17 protein-coding genes are annotated in these 16,604 nt (G+C 70.9%); 6 read left to right on the top strand and 11 right to left on the bottom strand.

The features are described from left to right. Positions 1-26: 26 nt before the first annotated feature. Genes B4589_RS06710 through B4589_RS06725 form a run of 4 tightly spaced genes read right to left on the bottom strand, consistent with a single transcriptional unit; the run spans position 27 to position 4,426 of the window. Positions 27-1,235, bottom strand: a complete 1,209-nt coding sequence (locus tag B4589_RS06710; protein ID WP_079233539.1) for an iron-containing alcohol dehydrogenase family protein — start codon at positions 1,233-1,235, stop codon at positions 27-29. A 45-nt stretch (positions 1,236-1,280) separates the two neighbouring features. Beyond that, the gene (locus B4589_RS06715; RefSeq protein WP_079233540.1) at positions 1,281-2,102 is read right to left on the bottom strand and encodes an alpha/beta fold hydrolase; all 822 of its coding nucleotides are present in this window, start codon (positions 2,100-2,102) and stop codon (positions 1,281-1,283) included. A 54-nt stretch (positions 2,103-2,156) separates the two neighbouring features. Next, positions 2,157-3,503: a bifunctional hydroxymethylpyrimidine kinase/phosphomethylpyrimidine kinase gene (gene thiD / locus B4589_RS06720; RefSeq protein ID WP_079233541.1), complete on the bottom strand. Its 1,347-nt coding sequence runs from the start codon at positions 3,501-3,503 to the stop codon at positions 2,157-2,159. Next, complete coding sequence (locus B4589_RS06725; protein WP_079233542.1) at positions 3,503-4,426, bottom strand: sulfide-dependent adenosine diphosphate thiazole synthase; 924 nt, start codon at positions 4,424-4,426, stop codon at positions 3,503-3,505. Before B4589_RS06725 ends, thiD begins: the two co-directional genes overlap by 1 nt. A gap of 97 nt (positions 4,427-4,523) precedes the next feature. Here B4589_RS06725 and B4589_RS06730 point away from each other — a divergent pair, with 97 nt between their 5' ends. Continuing rightward, positions 4,524-5,234: an AzlC family ABC transporter permease gene (locus tag B4589_RS06730; RefSeq protein WP_079233543.1), complete on the top strand. Its 711-nt coding sequence runs from the start codon at positions 4,524-4,526 to the stop codon at positions 5,232-5,234. After that, entirely contained in the window at positions 5,221-5,532 is a 312-nt protein-coding gene (locus B4589_RS06735; RefSeq protein ID WP_143414283.1) for an AzlD family protein, read from the top strand. The genes B4589_RS06730 and B4589_RS06735 overlap by 14 nt, the downstream gene beginning before the upstream one ends. Here B4589_RS06735 and B4589_RS06740 read toward each other — a convergent pair. Further along, positions 5,529-6,860 carry an Hvo_1808 family surface protein gene (locus B4589_RS06740; RefSeq protein WP_079233544.1) on the bottom strand — a complete coding sequence of 444 codons (1,332 nt, stop codon included), beginning with the start codon at positions 6,858-6,860 and terminating at the stop codon, positions 5,529-5,531. The genes B4589_RS06735 and B4589_RS06740 overlap by 4 nt on opposite strands. Positions 6,861-6,891: 31 nt before the next feature. After that, positions 6,892-8,547, bottom strand: a complete 1,656-nt coding sequence (locus tag B4589_RS06745) for an Hvo_1808 family surface protein (protein ID WP_079233545.1) — start codon at positions 8,545-8,547, stop codon at positions 6,892-6,894. A 74-nt stretch (positions 8,548-8,621) separates the two neighbouring features. Between B4589_RS06745 and B4589_RS06750 the strand changes: the two genes are divergently transcribed. Then, entirely contained in the window at positions 8,622-9,191 is a 570-nt protein-coding gene (locus B4589_RS06750; protein WP_079233546.1) for a cysteine hydrolase family protein, read from the top strand. Between the two features lie 252 nt (positions 9,192-9,443). Here the strand turns inward: B4589_RS06750 and B4589_RS06755 are convergent, their stop codons facing one another. After that, positions 9,444-9,929, bottom strand: a complete 486-nt coding sequence (locus B4589_RS06755; RefSeq protein ID WP_079233547.1) for a PaaI family thioesterase — start codon at positions 9,927-9,929, stop codon at positions 9,444-9,446. Positions 9,930-9,989: 60 nt separating this feature from the next. Further along, positions 9,990-10,895: a hypothetical protein gene (locus B4589_RS06760; protein WP_079233548.1), complete on the bottom strand. Its 906-nt coding sequence runs from the start codon at positions 10,893-10,895 to the stop codon at positions 9,990-9,992. 53 nt (positions 10,896-10,948) lie between these two features. Here B4589_RS06760 and B4589_RS06765 point away from each other — a divergent pair, with 53 nt between their 5' ends. From B4589_RS06765 to B4589_RS06775, 3 genes are all read left to right on the top strand, one after another. Further along, the gene (locus B4589_RS06765; protein WP_079233549.1) at positions 10,949-11,680 is read left to right on the top strand and encodes a lipoate--protein ligase family protein; all 732 of its coding nucleotides are present in this window, start codon (positions 10,949-10,951) and stop codon (positions 11,678-11,680) included. 24 nt (positions 11,681-11,704) lie between these two features. Continuing rightward, positions 11,705-13,006 (top strand): dihydroorotase, encoded by a 1,302-nt coding sequence (locus B4589_RS06770; RefSeq protein ID WP_079233550.1) that lies wholly within the window; start codon positions 11,705-11,707, stop codon positions 13,004-13,006. A 215-nt stretch (positions 13,007-13,221) separates the two neighbouring features. Continuing rightward, the gene (locus B4589_RS06775) at positions 13,222-13,380 is read left to right on the top strand and encodes a hypothetical protein (RefSeq protein WP_166623270.1); all 159 of its coding nucleotides are present in this window, start codon (positions 13,222-13,224) and stop codon (positions 13,378-13,380) included. A gap of 76 nt (positions 13,381-13,456) precedes the next feature. Here B4589_RS06775 and B4589_RS06780 read toward each other — a convergent pair whose 3' ends face one another. Genes B4589_RS06780 through B4589_RS06790 form a run of 3 tightly spaced genes read right to left on the bottom strand, consistent with a single transcriptional unit; the run spans position 13,457 to position 16,603 of the window. Then, entirely contained in the window at positions 13,457-15,331 is a 1,875-nt protein-coding gene (locus B4589_RS06780) for an FAD-binding protein (protein ID WP_079233551.1), read from the bottom strand. 1 nt (position 15,332) lies between these two features. Continuing rightward, positions 15,333-16,232 (bottom strand): succinate dehydrogenase/fumarate reductase iron-sulfur subunit, encoded by a 900-nt coding sequence (locus tag B4589_RS06785; protein WP_079233552.1) that lies wholly within the window; start codon positions 16,230-16,232, stop codon positions 15,333-15,335. 2 nt (positions 16,233-16,234) lie between these two features. After that, positions 16,235-16,603, bottom strand: a complete 369-nt coding sequence (locus B4589_RS06790) for a succinate dehydrogenase (RefSeq protein ID WP_079233553.1) — start codon at positions 16,601-16,603, stop codon at positions 16,235-16,237. Position 16,604 lies beyond the last annotated feature (1 nt).

The following is a 16,604-nucleotide window of genomic DNA, read 5'->3' on the forward strand; positions in this document are numbered from 1 at the left end:
GGAGGGGGAGGGAGCCGTCCTTCTGACTACCAGGCGTCCTCGAGCACGTCCTCGATCTCCGCGACCGAGGGCTGGACCGGCGCCTCCGCGAACAGCCCGTCGTCGTGGATAATCTCCGCGATGTCGGACAGGTCGTCCCGCGAGAGCCCGTCGATCGCCCGGAGCCGACTGGGGAGGCCGAGATCGTCGCGGACCCCCGCGACGGCGTCGACGACCGCCGCCGCGAGTTCGTCGTCGTCCATCGACGGCTCGGCGACGCCCAGCGCCTCCGCGAGCAGGCGCCGGCGGCCGTCGACCTCCGAGAACACGTACCGCAGCACGTCCGGCGCGAGCACGCCGTGGACCGTCCCCTGGTGGGCGTCGTAGTCGTTCGAGAACCCGTGGCCGAACGCGTGGATGATCGACGCGCGGTAGGCGCCCGGCGTGGAGATACCGTACTGCGCACAGACGACGCCCGCGACCGCGTCGTCGAACTGCTCGGGGTCGGGGTCGTCTTCGGTCAGTTCGCCGAACCCGGACCGCATCAGCGAGAGCCCCCGGCTTGCGGTGCCGTCGGTGATCGGCGTCGCGTGCGGGGAGTAGCAACACTCGACGGCCTTGTCGAACCCGTTCATCGCCGACGCGGTGAGCATCGATCGCGGCGTCGTCTCGAACAGTTCCGGGTCGTAACACAGCGCGGTCGGCATCAGTCGACGGTTGCTCACGCCGCCGCTGGGGATCTCGCTCGGGTCGGCGTCCGCGTCGAGCGAGAGGCCGACGCCGCCGATAACCGAGAGATCCGCGCCCGCGAGCGTCGTCGGCACCGCGATCACGGGCGTCGGGTGGCCGTCGTCGGCGACCGGGACCGAGCCGGCGTCGAGCGCGTGTTCGGCGGCCGCGGCGGGGTCGGCGTAGCTCCCGAGCGCGCTGGCGACTTTCGCGGTGTCGAGGCTGGAGCCGCTGCCGACCGCGACGATCGCCTCGGCGCCGGTCTCGTGCACCTCGCGGGCGGCCGCGAGCGCCGCGCCGAGGGTCTTCGCTGGGGTGGTCTCGTCGAACACGCCGGCCAGCGCGTCGCCGAGACCGGCCTCGACGGGGTCCATCACGTCGCGGTTGGCGCCCACGTTCTCGCCGGTCACCACTAGCGCCGAGGCGAGCCCGCGGGCCGCGAGCAGGTCGCCCAGGTCGCCGGCGGCGCCGCGGCCGAACCGGATCTCGCCGGGGTCGTAGTCGAGCGTGAACTGTCGGTCGTTCATACCGGCAGGTCGGCGCCGAGCCACATCAACCCGGCTACCCCGACATCAGTCGAGGTCGTCGAGGAACTCGCCCAGTTCGTGGTTGTAGCGCTCGGTCGCCTCCCGGAACGGGCTGTGTCCGGTGTCGGGGTAGATCGAGAGCTCGGCGTCGGGCAGGCGCTCGGCGGCCGCGCGGGCGGCGTCGGCGTCGACGACGGCGTCATGGGCGCCGTGGGTGAGCAACACCGGGAGCGAGAGGTCCACGAGCGCGTCGACGTGTGAGCGTTCGCGGTCCCGCATCGCGTCCCGGACGAACGGCGGCGTCGCCGCGGCGGTGCCGAGCAGCAGGTAGCGCTCCTCGGGCGAGGGACGGTCGTGGAAGCAGATCCGGACGAACCGATCGAGCGCCGCCGTCGCCGTCTCGGCGTCCGTCGAGACGATGTCGGGGAACAGGTCGAGGTAGTCGGGGCCCAGCCACTCGGTCGTCCGCGGCGTTCCGATCCCGAGGACGATACCGACGAGGTTCGCCCCGCGGACGCGGTCGGTGCCGTGGACCGCGAGGTAGTCGAGTGCGACGAGCGAGCCGTACGACCAACCCACGAGCGCGAACGAGTCGAGCGAGAGCGCGTCCGCGACGGCCTGTACGTCGTCGGCCCACACCTCGCTCTCCCGGTAGCCCGAGTCGGGCTTCTCGGAGTCGCCGTGACCCCGGAGATCCATCGCGACGAAGCGGTAGCGATCCGCGAGCGAGGAACGCAGTTGGTCGCGCCAGGAGAGGTGGCTCAGCGAGTAGCCGTGGAGGAACAGCACCGCGGGCGCGTCGGTCGGCCCCGACTCCGCGACGTGGATCGCCGGCCCGTCCGGGCGGGAGACGGTGTGGGTTCGCATCGGTAGCCGTTTCGGCCGGAGGGCCGTGAGCTTTCGGCCGGCGGAACACCTCGGTCAGCCGGCGTTCGACGGCACGTCGACGCGCTCGGCCAGTCCGAGCACTCGCTCGCGGAGCGTCGCCGCGTCCGGCGCCAGCAGCCGGACCATCGGCTCCTTCCCGTGGGCGCCGCCGTCGACGATCGCGTCGGGTGCGTCGCCGTCGCGCCGGGTCAGCACGCGCTCGGCGACCCAGTCCATCGTCCCCGCCGCGTCGGCGGGCTCCGCGGTCCGGTCGACCGTCGCGACCGCCAACTGCTCCCCGACGGCCGCACGAACCGCGTCGCTCGCCCGGAGGTTGCAAGCCGCCGTCACGGTCGAGTCGTGCTCGCGAACGCCGAGCAGGAGCCGCGCGACGTGGCTCGACGCGCCCATCGCGGCCCCGCCAGGTGCGCGCACGCCGCCGGGGACGCGGGTGAGGCGTCCCTCGGAGGCGGCCACGTCCGCCGGCTCGGTCGCGGTCGTCGTGGCGACGACAACGGTGGTGCCGACCTCGGGAATCAGCGGCGCCACCTCGGGCGTCTCGAACGCCCGGACCGTCTCCCGGACCGCGTCGAGCGCTCGCGGCGCGTCAGCGCGTGCCCGCAGGTCGGCGAGAGAGTGGACCGGACCGACGCCCTCCCCGATGTCGAGGCCGTGGGTGACCGCCCGTCGGAGCAGCGACTCCGCGTTCGCCACGGCCTCGAAGCGGTCGCACCCCAACGCGAGATCGGCGGCGACGGCGGCCGAGAGGGTACAGCCGCTGCCGTGGCTGTTCGCGTCCGGGACGCGGCGCGAGCGGAACTCCCGGATCTCGTCGCCGACGAACACGTCGACCACCTCGTCGCCGTCGAGGTGGCCCCCGGTCACGAGCGCCGCGTCGGCCCCCATCTCGCGGAGCGCCTCGCCGGCCTCGGCCGCGTCGGCGGGCGTCTCGACTCCCACGTCGGTGAGCAGTTCCGCCTCCGGCGCGTTCGGCGTCACCAGCGTCGCCGCGGGGACGAGGCGGTCGCGGACGACCTCCTCGCCGTCCGCGGAGAGCAGACGGTCGCCGCTCTGGGCGACCACGACCGGGTCGACCACGACCGGGAACTCGGCGGCTTCGAGTTCGTCGGCCGCTGCGGCGGCCACCTCGGCGTCCGCGAGCATCCCGGTTTTCGCCGCATCGACGCCGAGGTCCTCGTTCACGGCGCGGATCTGCTCGCGGACCAGTTCGGGGTCGGTCCGCTCGCTGGCCCGCACGCCCGTCGTGTTCTGGGCCGTGAGCGCGGTGATCGCCGACGCGCCGAACGCGCCGCGGGCCCCGATCGTCTTCAGGTCGGCCTGGATCCCGGCGCCGCCGCCGCTGTCGGAACCGGCGACGGTGAGCACGACGGGGCGGCCCATCAGTCGTCGGCGGGGCCGGGCTGTGCGCCGGGCATCCCGACGCTCGGCGCGTCGTGGCCGAGTTCGTCGATGGCGACCTGCGCGGCCTTCTTCCCGGAGAGCAGCATCGCCCCGAACGTCGGGCCCATCCGAGTCAGCCCGTGGGTGGTGGCGGTCGCGAGCCCAGCCGTGATGAGGCCCTCGTGGACCTTACCGGTCTGCTCGACGACCGCGTCCTCGCTTTCCCCGACCCACATGGAGTCGTGGCCCGGCGAGTCGTGGCCGGGGGCGCCGTACTCGCCGTCCTCGGAGCTGTCCATCCCGACCGAGCCGGTCTCCTCGATGCCGGGGGCGTCGATCACGCCGCGTTCGTGGAGCTTGGAAACGACGACCGCCTCGTGGCCGGTCGCGTCGATCACCAGATCGGCCTCAACCGCGACGGGGTCGACGCAGGTGAGTTCCCGGGGGAGGGAGTGGACCGGCGTCCAGTTCAGCACGACGCCGGACACCTCGTGGTCCTCGCGCACGACCACGTCGGTGAACTCCGTCATGTTCTGAATCCGCGCGCCGGCGTCGCAGGCGGCCTTGATCAGCGCCGAACTCGCGTGGGGCGCGGTGGCGACGTGGAGCCCCTCGGCCTCATCGCTCTCCTCGGAGGGGACGCCGAGCTCGTCGAGCACCTCGTGGGCCGGCTCCCGGACGGTGAGCTTGTTCATCAGGAACCCGCCGAGCCAGAACCCGCCGCCGAGGTAGTTGTTCTTCTCGACGACGGTGGCGTCGACGCCGCGCTCGGCGAGCTCCTTCGCCGCGACCAGCCCGGACGGGCCGCCGCCGACGATCACCACCTCGCTCTCGGTGAAATCCATGAACTCGTCGTGCCACTCGTCGGCGATTGCACGGGTGACCTCTGCCTCGCTCGCGTCGGTGAAGCCGTCGAACGTCATCGATTACTACGTGGTACTACTGAGTAGTTAAACGTTGGGTCGCGCCGGCGTGCCGCTCTCCGAGCGCTTAGGAACCCCCCGACGGTACGTCCACGCGATGAGTCGCGACACGGACGAGCGGGGGACCGTCACGTTCACCGTCGACGGTGCGTGGGAGGGGTTCCGGCGCTGTCTCCCGGTCGCGGCCGGCGTCGGCGGCTACGGCCTCGTGTTCGGGGTGGTCGCGCGGCGGTCGGGGCTGAGCGTCGCGGAGGCCGCGCTCATGAGCGCGACCGTGTTCGCGGGCGCGGCCCAGCTGATCGCCGTCGAGCTCTGGGCCGATCCGATCCCGATCGTCGCGGTGCTGACGACGACGCTCGTGGTCAACGCCCGGTACGTGCTGATGGGCGCGGCGCTGCGCCCGTGGTTCGCCCGACTCCGGCCCGGCCACGCCTACGGCAGCGTGTTCTTCCTGATCGACGAGACCTGGGCACTGACGATGGGCGAGCTGGGCGAGGGGTCGGGCAGGGGCGCGTTCATGCTCGGCAGCGGGGTCGCCGTCTGGCTGTTCTGGGTCGCCGCGACGATCGTCGGCGCGAGCATCGGCGCCGCGATCGGCGACCCCAGCCGGTACGGGCTGGATTTCGTGCTGCCCGCGATCTTCATCGCGATCGCCGTGGGGCTCTGGGAGGGGAAGTCGACACTCCTCCCGTGGGGCGTCGCGTTCGTCGTCGCGGTCGTGACCGCCGACGTCCTCACCGGGCGGTGGTACATCCTCGCCGGCGGGATCGCGGGCAGTCTCGTGGAGGTGATCCGTGTCAGTCGTTGAACTGGGTCCGACGGTGGTCGCCGTCGTCGCCGCGATGGCGGTGCTGACCTACCTCACGAAAGCGGGCGGCTTCTGGCTGCTCGGTCACGTCGACACGTCCGAGCGCGTCGACGCCGCGCTCTCGGTGCTGCCCGGCGCCGTCGTCGTCTCCATCGTCGCCCCGGAGCTGCTGAACGGCGGGCCGAGCGCGTGGATCGCCGGGGCGGCGGTGGTGCTGCTCACCCGGAAGACGGGGAGCCTGCTGGCCGCGCTGGTCGGCGGGCTGGGCGTCCTGCTCGCGGTGCGGGCAGTGATCTAGGGGTCGTGGACCTCGTTGAGCGCGTCGACGGTCGGCGCGTTCACGATCCGGACGACGTTGCCGTCCCGGGTCACGCGGAACGCGTCCTCGAAGGAGCCGTCGGCGACGCGGTAGACGCCCTCACCGTCGACGGTCGCGTTCAGCGACTCGGTGAGTAGCCCGCGGTACGCACGAGCGAACTGCCGGGCGTCGCGGTCGCTCTCCCAGCGGGTCTTCAGGACGTAGCCGTCCGCCGCCGGGTCGTCGCTGTCCGCGTCGAAGTACGGCACCAGTTTGTCGCCCGCCCAGCCCTCGGTCGCCGGGTGGGAGTAGTTGTACGCGGAGTACGGGCCGGGCTCGCTACGCAGCGTTCCACGATCGATCGCGCGCTGCTGCCACAGCATCGCGAACAGCGTCGCCTCGCCCATCCGGGTCGCGCTGGCGCGGTCGAACGCCGCGGTCGAGCGGTCCGGTACGGTCACGCTCGCGGGGCGGTCCTCGGGGTAGTCGCTCGGGTGGATCAGCTGTTCGCTCGACTCGGGCGGCCGGACGTACAGGTCGTTCACCGCCGCCCAGCCGCCGCGCTGGCGGACGCGGTGGACCAGCGTCGGCCCCTCGCTGTACGGCGCGTAGACGGTGAGGTACAGTCCGAGGTTCCGGTCGGCGACACCGCCCGCACTGCTGCTTTCCGGCAGCGGGATACAGTCCCACTCCGCGTCGCAGCGCTCCTCGTACTTCGCCTCGACGTAGCTGGCGTCGCCCTCGACCACGCCAGTCTGGGCCGTCGCCTCGTCGGGGTTGTCGGCGCCGCCGAGCAGCGAGAGCCGCTGGTCCTGGAGCGCGTGCATCAGTTCGTGGGCCAGCGTCGTCCGGTCGACGGTCGGCGTCTCGTTGCCGCTCACGAGGACGATCCGGTCCGACGCCGAGGAGTAGTACCCCAGCACGGAGCCGCCGTAGATCTCGGCGAACGCCCCGCCGACGGTTCGATCCTCGCCGACCAACATCGCCGCCTCGTAGCGCTGTTCGCGGGCGCGCTCGGCGGGCGTGTCGACGGTCGTGTCGCGGCTCGACCCGTTCAGGTACTCCTCGCGGGAGATCACCTCCACCGGCACCGTCTCCCGGAACTCCAGCCCGCGAACGAGTTCGACGCGGGCCATCGTCCGGGCGACGACGGCGTCGAGTTCGGACTCGTTCAGCCCGTCGCTCGCGTCGACGGCGAGGTCGTCGGTCGCGGCGTAGCCGTTCTCGACGCCGAGACGGTCGCCGTCGGGCGACGGCGACGGCGCCACCGGCGCCGCACAGCCGGCGAGCAGCAGACAGCAGACGACCGCGATAGTTCGCAGGGTCACATCGAAAAGTCCGCCGGCGAACGGAAAAGAGCTACCGGCGGCGGGCGAGCAGCGCCGCACCCAGCAGCGCGAGCAGCCCAGTGAGCACCGAGAACCCCGGCGACTCGGTCGTCGTGGCTGACTCGGTCGGTGTCGGGCTGTTCTCGTCCGGTGGCTCGGTTTCGGTCGGTCCCACCGTCGGCGTGGGCGTCGGCGTCTCGACGTTCGTATCGACCGAGCCGCGCACCTCGGTCAGCCCCCCGACGGAGGGCGCGTTCACGATCGTCACCGTGTCGCCCTCGACGGTGACGTGGAACGCGTCGGCGAACGACCCCTCGTCGATGCGGTAGGTGTCCTCGCTGACCTGTTCGGCGCCCCAGTACGCCAGGAGCTCCTCGTAGGCGCCGCGGAACTCGGTCGCCTCGGCGTCGCTGTCCCAGACCAGCCGCCAGACGTAGCCGCCCTCGCCGGCGTCGTTCCGGTAGACGTGCATCCGGTCACCGTCCCAGCCGGCGGCCGCGTCGAACCCGTAGTTCAGCGGATCGAACTGGCTGAGCTGGCCGGAGTCGGTGTAGTTGAACCAGGTGTTCTGGAAGTTCGGGACCGCCTGGTACCCCTGCGGGGAGCGCCCGGCGTACCACGGGTAGACGAACATCGAGGCGACCCCCGCCTGGCCGACCTCGGCGTAGTCGAGGCGGCTCGCCGGCCGGACGCGCTCCCAGTCCTCGCCGTGTTCGTCGGCGAGTTCGACTTCCGTCGGCGGGTCCTCGCCGTACAGGTCGGGGTGGATCACCTGCTCGGCGCTCCGGGGCGGGGCGTCGTAGAGGTCGTTCACCGCGTCCCAGCCCCCCTCGCGTTTCTGGGCGGCGATGAACGCCGGCCCGTCGCTGTACGGCTGGTAGTTCACGAAGTAGACGCCGATGTTCGCCGGACCGCCGCCGCCACCGCCGCCGCTGGCCTCGGGGCGGAGACAGCTGCCGGCCCACGAACCGCCCTCGGCACAGCGCTGGCGGTACTGGTACTGCACGTAGTTGGCGTCGCCCTCGATCAGCCCGCTGTTGGCGTTGGCGCCGTCGCGGGTCTGGCTACTGAAGTTCCCCAGGTCGAACTCCTGGTCCTGCACCGCGTGGACCAGTTCGTGGCCGAGGGTGAGCTCGTCGACCTGAAGACTGCTCTCGTTGTCGGTGACGAGCACGATCGAGTCCGTGGCGGGGCTGTAGTAGCCGCCGACGGTGGCCCCGCGGTTGGACTGCTGCACCGCCAGCGAGTCCTCGTCCTCGCCGATCAGGAACAGCGCCTCGAACTTCGCGTTGTCGAACGTCCGGAACGTCTCGTTGTAGGAGCTGTTCGACGAGCCCGCGAACTCCGAGCGCGACACGATCTCGACGGGGACCTCCATGTCGAACTCCAGCCCGCGGATCACCTCGACGCGGGCCATCGCCCGCGCGACCGTCGCGTCGAGTTCGGACTCGTTCAGCCCGTCGCTCTGGTCGACAGCGATGCTCTCGTTGTACCAGTAGCCGTTCTCCCAGCCGATCCGGTCGCTCTCGGGATCCGGCGGGGCACTGTCGTTCCCTGTCTGCACCGACGCCGCGGCGTCGCTCGACGACACGGCTGCGTCGGCGCCCGTCGGCGCTGCGGCCGCAGCGGGGGCGACCCCCGCGAGGACGACGAGAACGACGGCGAGGACCGTGGAGGCACGTCGCATATCCCCACATGGGAACGCCCACGCAAAAAGACCCCGGCGGGAGAGCTAAGGCGACGACGGCCCACCCGTCCGACATGTACGATCCGGACACAACCGCCGTCGTCGTCGTCGACATGCAGAACGGGTTCTGTCACCCCGACGGGAGCCTGTTCGCCCCGCCGAGCGAGTCGGCGATCGAGCCCGTGACCGAGCTCGTCGCCCGCGCCCGCGATGCCGGCGCGAGCGTCGTGTACACGAAGGACACCCACCCCGAGGAGCAGTTCGAGGGGAACCACTACTACGACGAGTTCGAGCGCTGGGGCGAGCACGTCGTCGAGGGGACGTGGGACGCCGAACTCCACGACGACCTCGACGTCCGCGGGGACGACTACGTCGTCGAGAAACACACCTACGACGCGTTCTACCGCACCGGGCTGGATGGGTATCTCGACACCCACGGGATCGACGACCTGCTGATCTGTGGCACGCTCGCGAACGTCTGCGTGCTCCACACCGCCGGCAGCGCCGGCCTGCGGGACTACAAGCCCGTGATCGTCGAGGACGCGCTCGGCTACATCGAACCGGACCACAAGGAGTACACCGTCGAGCACGCCGACTGGCTGTTCGGCGAGGTGAGCGACCTGGCCGACGTGGCGTTCGAGTGATCGAGGTTTACTCGGATAATCAATCAGTGAAACGGCGTCAATTCCGCCGCGTGTTTTGCGCCCTCGGACCGTTCCCGTCGACGGTGGACGAGTACATCGAGTGTCGAACGTGTGGTTCGTCCTGATCGCGGACGGACCCTCGACCCCGAAGCGCTGGGACAGTTGTCCCGGCTGTGAGGGAAGCGAGTTCGGCCCCGTGAAGACGTAGTTCCGTCCATCACCGGCTCCACAAACCGCTCAGCGGGACGACGCCTACCGGAACAGCCGGTAGGAGGGCTGCCCGGTCGCGACCAACTGCTCCTCCCCCTCCTCGACGCCCCAGTCACGGTCGTCGTCGCCGTTCTCGGGGACCGTGCTGGTCACGTCGACGCGGCTGACGCCGATGGTGGAGCCGGCGCGGATCACGTCGGCGCTGGCGTGGAGGTCGCCCGTCGCGCGCCGGAGGTAGTTGACGTTCAGGCTCACCGTCGCCACGTCGACCGCGAGCGGGTCCTCCGCGGCGAGGCGGAGCGCCAGCCCGCCCGCGGTGTCGACGAGCGTCGCGGCGACGCCGCCGTGGATCGTGGGTTTCGAGGCGGGGTTGGTGAGCTTCTCGTCGAAGGGGACCGTGAGTTCGATCCGCCCGCGCTCGACCGTGTCGACCTCGGTGCCCAGCCAGGAGAGGTAGCCGTGCTCCTCCTCGATCGCGTAGCGAAGGAACTCGGCGGCCTCGTCGGGCAACGGGGGAACGTCGGTCATACCCCCGCTGGGGCCCGATCCCCCAAGTAGCCGCCGGGTTCGTGAGGAGGCCGGTTCGAGCTACCCCAGCCGGATCGACGACGCGGCAGGCTCGATCGCCACCTGCACGTCGTCACCGACCGCGAACTCGTGGCCCTCGTGGAACACGATCTTCGCGCCGAAGCTCTCGAGCGACGCGAACAGCGAGAGCCCCGTCGCACGCGTCGTCCGTCCGCCACCGCGGACCGCTATCGCCACGTCGCCCCACGTCACGTCCGCGCCGCCACCGTCACGCGGCGTCGCGGTCCCCACGTCGGTTCCGAGCAGCGAGACGGGATCGCCGACCGTGCCGCCGTACGCGCCGCCGCCCGTGTAGTGCGCCAGTCCGCCGTCGATCGGCGTCCCGTCGTCGGCCGCGATCGACGCCCAACGGCCGGGGCCAGGATGAGGAGGCGCGTCGAGCCGGACGAACGTCTGCCCGACTTCGACGACCGTTCCGGTGCCGTCCCACGACACCCCCGCGACCGGGACGTCCGGAACGACCGGGAGCGAGCCCGACGCCCGGTAGGGGTTCGCGTCCGCGGGGCGGAAGCCGAGGTGGAGGTGGTCGTCGACCCAGCGCCCGAAGAACCCCGAGCGCACCGTCTCGCCGAGCGAGTCGCCGGCGTCGAGCCAGTCGCCCGCCGAGACAGTGGGGTCGACGTGGAGGACTCTGGCGTACAGATCCGCCCCCCGCCCGCCGGCCCAGTCGTCGGCCACGTCGAGCACGATCAGGTGGTCGTGGTCGACCGCGTACGGGCGGTCCGGGCAGGCGACCGTCCGCGCCTCGACTACCTCCCCGGAAAGCGGCGCGGGCGCCGTGCCGTCGTCGGGATAGAGGTCGACCGCACAGCCGCGGTCGTGGGCGGGGTAGGGGGAGTTGTAGCAGGAGAAGCGCGCATAGCGGGCGAGGAGGGTGTCGGGGAGCGGGACCGGATCCGCAGGCATGTCCGAGGGGTGGCGACGGCCACGCTTAGGTACGTCGGCGCCGGAGCCCACCCATGCGCGTGATCCGCGGGCGGGCGCCGACGCCCGACGCCGACCGCGACGCCACCCGCGACCTGCTGGACGCGGTCGCCGACTCGGGGACGCCGGCCGTGCGGGCGTGGACCCCGCACCGACAGCTGGCGTTCGGCCGCCGCGACGCCAACGAGCCGGGGTACGACGCCGCCTGTGTGGCAGCACGGGCACGGGGGTTCCCGCCCGTCGAGCGCTCCGTGGGCGGACGCGCGGTCGCCTACACGGGGACGACCGTCGCGTTCGCGGCGCTCGAGCCGACCGACGAGAGCCGGAGTGGGCTGACCGAGCGCTACGAGGCTGCGGTCGACACCGTCGTCGCCGCGCTCGACTCGCTGGGCGTCGACGCCGAGCGAGGTGAGCCGCCGGACTCGTTCTGCCCGGGCGACTACTCGGTGCAGGCGCCGTGTTCGACAGACAGCGCGGGCCAACGCTCCGGAAAGCTCGCCGGGATCGCCCAGCGTGTGACCGCCGGCGCGGCGATGGTGTCGGGGGTCGTCATCGTCGCCGACCGCGAGGAGATCGGTGACGTGCTCGATCCCGTCTACGACGCGCTCGGCGTACCGTTCGACCCGGAATCGGTCGGAAGCGTCGCGACAGCGGGCGGACCGAACGATCCGGACGCGGTCGCGCGGACGCTGGAGGCGGCGATCGTCGACGGCCGGCCGACGACGGTCGAACGACTCGCCGACACCGACGCGGGCCGGGAGGCTTAGGGGAGCCCCCGACCCAGTGGACGTATGCTCATCACCGGCGCCGAACTCCCGGACGGGCAGGTCCGGGACGTGCGCACCGACGAGGGTCGCATCGCCGAGATCGACGACGGTCTCCACTCGCTGCCCGGCGAGGAGACGATCGACGCCGACGGGCTGACGCTGCTCCCGGGCGCCATCGACGTCCACGTCCACTTCCGCCAGCCCGGCCACGGCCACAAGGAGACGTGGGCGACCGGAAGCCGCTCGGCCGCGGCGGGCGGCGTCACCACCGTCGTCGACCAACCCAACACCAGCCCCCCGACCGTCGACGGCGACGCGTTCGACGAGAAAGCCGAGTTCGCCGTCAACGCGGCGGTCAACTACGGGATCAACGGCGGCGTGAACGAGGACTGGGACCCCGAGTCGCTGCTCTCGCGGCCGGTGTTCGCGCTGGGCGAGGTGTTCCTCGCCGACTCCACGGGCGAGATGGGGATCGACGAGGCGCTGTTCGAGGACGCGCTCGCGGCGGCCGCCGAGGCCGGGATCCCCGTCACGGTCCACGCCGAGGACGCCGATCGGTTCGACGAGTCGGTGTACGGAGCAGACGCCGGCGGGGTCGGGCGGGACGCCGACGCCGACCTCTGGAGTCAGTACCGCACCGCCCGCGCGGAGATCGAGGCCGTCGAAGCCGCCTGCGAGGCCGCCCGCGGCGCCGGCGTCGAGATCCACGTCGCGCACACGTCGACGCCCGAGGCGGTCGACCACGCCGACGACGCGGGGATGACGACCGAGGTCACGCCCCACCACCTGCTGCTCTCCCGCGACGACCTCGACGAGCTGGGGACGTTCGGGCGGATGAACCCCCCGCTCCGCAGCGAGGGGCGCCGCGAGGAGCTGTACGAGCGCGTCGCCGACGGCACCGTCGACATGATCGCGACGGATCACGCGCCACACACGGCCGACGAGAAGGCGGCCGGACTCTGGGACGCCCCCTCCGGCGTACCGGGCGTCGAGACGATGCTCCCGCTGCTGCTCGCGGAGGTCCGCGACGGCGGCCTCACGCTCGAACGCGTCCGGGACCTCGTCGCCGCCACGCCCGCGGAACGGTTCGGGCTAGCGGACAAGGGCCGGGTCGAGGTGGGGTACGACGCCGACCTGACGCTGGTCGACCTCGACGCCGTCGAGCCGATCCGTGCCGACGCGCTCCACACGAAATGTGACTGGACCCCCTTCGAGGGTCGCGAGGCGGTGTTCCCCGAACTCACGGTCGTCGGCGGCAGCCTCGTGTACGACGGCCGCGCCGGCGATCGGTTCACCGCGGGGCTGGGCAGGAACGTTCGCGAGTGAGCCCGCCAGTACGTCAGCCCCCGGAAACCAAGGACCGATGATCTGACGGGTCCCACCACTCGCGGACCGCCCGCGTTCCGGCACCGGATGCCCGTTCCCACGGGCGGGAATCCCTCTTTACGCTCCAGGACAGACGCCCGATAGCGGCGGCGTTGCGCCGACTGTGACAGTCTCGCAAGGCAAGCTTTACATGGACATTCAAGTAAATGGGAACGATGCCCGAATGCCAGAACTGTAATTCGTTCGTCACGCGACGGTACGTCCGGGTGTTCACGCCCGAGGGCCAGGAGACGCCCCGCGTCTGTCCCTCCTGTGAGGACAAGATCAGGGACGGTAGCGACGTCCGTGCGGCACGTTCTACTCGGGGTAACTGACAGCGATCGTCTGAAGTCCGTGCTCGCGGCTGCGGGGGACTCCCCGCGCCAGTTTCGGTGAAAAACGACGGAGCCCTCAGTAGCTCCGCTCTTTCGGCTCGTACGTCTTGGCCTCGCCCTCGAGCACGACCGGCTTGTACCAGAGGCCGGGGCTGCCGTCGTTCCAGGAGAGCATCGTGTGTTTGAGCCACTCGTCGTCCTTGCGCTCCTGGTGCTCCTTGCGCCAGTGGGCGCCGCGGAACTCGTCGCGGGCCAGCGCGCCGACGGTGATCGCCTCGGCCACGTCGAGCAGGTTCCGCGTCTCGATCGTGTGGATCAGGTCGGTGTTGTACGTCCGCGAGGGGTCCTCGACGGTGACGTGCTGGTACTCCTTCCGGGCCTCGCGGATCTCCTCGAGTGCGTCTTTCAGCGCGCCCTCCTCGCGGAACACGTTGACGTTCTCGGTCATCGTCTCCTGCAGCTCCGAGCGGACCTCCGCGTGGTTGACGCCCTCCTCCTTCTCGAGGAGGTAGTGGACCCGGGTGCGCTCGGCCTGGACGGCGTGTTCGACGACACCCTCGGCGCCCTGGGCGTCGACGGCGGGGTCGCTGTCGCCCGACGGCGACTGTCGGCCGCCATCGGCGAGGGCTCCCTTCCCTGAGGAGGGGAGGTCGGCCTCGCCCAGCGCGACCGGCGAGACGTTCTCGCCCTCCTCGCTGTCCTCGCTCCAGCCGGTGGTGATCTCCGACGCCTCGTCGACGTCGCCGGCGGCGTGCCGGCCGGCACGGGCGCCGAACACCGCCAGTTCCGGTAGCGCGTTACCGCCGAGGCGGTTGGCGCCGTGGACCGAGGCGCAGGCACACTCCCCGACGGCGTAGAGCCCGCCGACGCAGGTGGCGCCCCACTCGTCGGTCTCGACGCCGCCCATCGCGTAGTGCTGGCCGGGCTTGACGGGCATCGGCTCCTCGAGCCCGTCGACGCCCTCGAAGTCCTCCGCGAGGTGGAGGATGTTCTCCAGTCGGTCGAGGATGCGGTCCTCGCCGAGGTGGCGCATGTCGAGGTGGACGTACTCGTCCTCGATCCCGCGCCCGTTGTTGACCTCGTTGAGTTCGGCGCGGGCGACGACGTCGCGGGAAGCGAGTTCGCCCTCGTTGTTGGCGTAGCCGCCCTCGAACATGAACCGCTCGCCCTCGCTGTTGTAGAGGATCCCACCCTCGCCGCGGACCCCCTCGGAGATGAGCACGCCCGTCGACGGGAGCGTGGTCGGGTGGAACTGGATCATCTCCATGTCCTCGATGGGGACGCCGGCGCGGTAGGCCATCGCGACGCCGTCGCCCGTGTTGGCGATGGCGTTAGTGGTGTGGTCGTACACCTGGCCCAGCCCGCCGGTCGCGAGGATCACGCCGTCGCGGGCGCGGAACCCCTCGATCTCGCCGCGCTTGATGTCGTAGGCGACGACGCCCTCGCAGTCACGCTCCTCGGGTTCCTCCTCGTCGGTGACGGCGAGGCGAGTGACGTACCACTCGTCGTACACCTCGATCCCGCGTTTGACCACCTGCTCGTACATCGTGTGGAGCATGTGGTGGCCCGTCTCGGCGCCCGCGTAGGTCGTGCGCGGGAAGGATAGGCCGCCGAACGGTCGCTGGGAGACCTGGCCGTCCTCGTCGCGGGAGAAGGCCATCCCCCAGTTCTCCAGCTGGATCGTCTCTTTCGGACTCTCGCGGGTCAGCGCCTCCACTGCGGGGGCGTCGCCGAGGTAGTCCGACCCCTTCATCGTGTCGTAGGCGTGGTCGCGCCAGTCGTCGCCCTCGCGCAGCGCCGCGTTGATGCCGCCCTCCGCCGCGCCCGTGTGCGAGCGGACGGGGTGGAGCTTGGTCACCATCGCGACGTCCGCGCCGGCCTCCTGTGCGGCGATCGCCGCACGCAGACCCGCGCCGCCGGCACCGACCACGATGACGTCGTACTCTCTCATCTTACCAGAACTTCAGGTTGGATTTGACCGCCTCCCGCTTGAGCTCCTGAATGTGCTCGGTCAGCGGGATATCCTTCGGACAGACGTTCGTACACGAGAACTGGGTCTGGCACCGCCAGACGCCGTTCTCCTGTTCGATCAGCTCCATGCGGTGCTCCTTCATCCCCTCGCCCTCCCGCTCGTCCATCGCGAAGCGGTACGCCTTGTTGATCGCCGCGGGGCCGAGGTACTCGTTGTCGTCGGCCGCGATGTTGCAGGAGGACGTACAGGCGCCACACCAGATACACCGGGTGGACATCTTGATCTTCTCTCGGTTCTCGGGAGACTGATGCTGCTCTTCCAGCTCGTCGTCGGGGGTCTCGTCGGTCTGGAAGTACGGCTCGACCGCCTCCATCTGGTCGTAGAAATGCTCCATGTCCACGACAAGGTCTTTCACCACGTCCTGGTGGGGGAGCGGTTCGACGCGGACCACGTCGTCGTCGAGATCCGCGATCTGGGTCTGACAGCCCAGCCGCTGGCGCCCGTTGATGAACAGCGCGTCGGAGCCACACACCGCCTGTCGGCAGGAGTGGCGGAACGTTAGCGAGGAGTCGTACGTGTCCCGGGCGTCGATCAGCGCGTCGAGCACGGTCATCCCCTTCTCGAAGGGGACGCGGAACGTGTCGAAGCGGGGCTCTGCCTTCTCCTCGACCTCCGGGTCGTAGCGGAACACCTTCAGCGTGACCGCGTCCTCGCCCAGATCCGGCTCCGCTTCGGCCTCCTCGCGCTCGCGTTCGGCCTCGCGGGCGGCCTTCTCCGCGCGGCGGCGGTCGCCGGGGCTCCGGGGCTCCGGTTCGGCCTCCGCCTCCGGCGTCGATTCGGTCTCGTCGTCGGTTTCGGGTGGTTCGGTTTGCGTGCTCATAGTTAGAACAGGTTGCTCCAGACGAGCGCGGTTCGGAGTCCCTGGACGACCATCACGAGGCTGGCGAGCACCAGCACCACGGTGATCGCGGTCTGCTTCCAGCCGTCGACGCCGTCGCGGTGGACCAGCGTGTTGTGGATCCCGTTGACGCCGTGGAACGTCGCCGTCAGCAGGAACAGCACCATCAGCGAGAAGTACGTCCACGTGCTCATCCGGGCGGAGGTGCCCGCGAAGCTTACGTCGGCGGCGTGGTTCACGAAGTGCAGGAGGAAGAAGTGGAACGCGAGCACGACGACCAGGAAGGCGGCCGTGACGCGCTGGAGCAGCCACTTCGTCCCCGAGCGGTCGAACGAGGAGTAGTGTTCCGCCATC

Source organism: Halolamina sp. CBA1230 (genome assembly GCF_002025255.2).
Classification (GTDB): domain Archaea; phylum Halobacteriota; class Halobacteria; order Halobacteriales; family Haloferacaceae; genus Halolamina.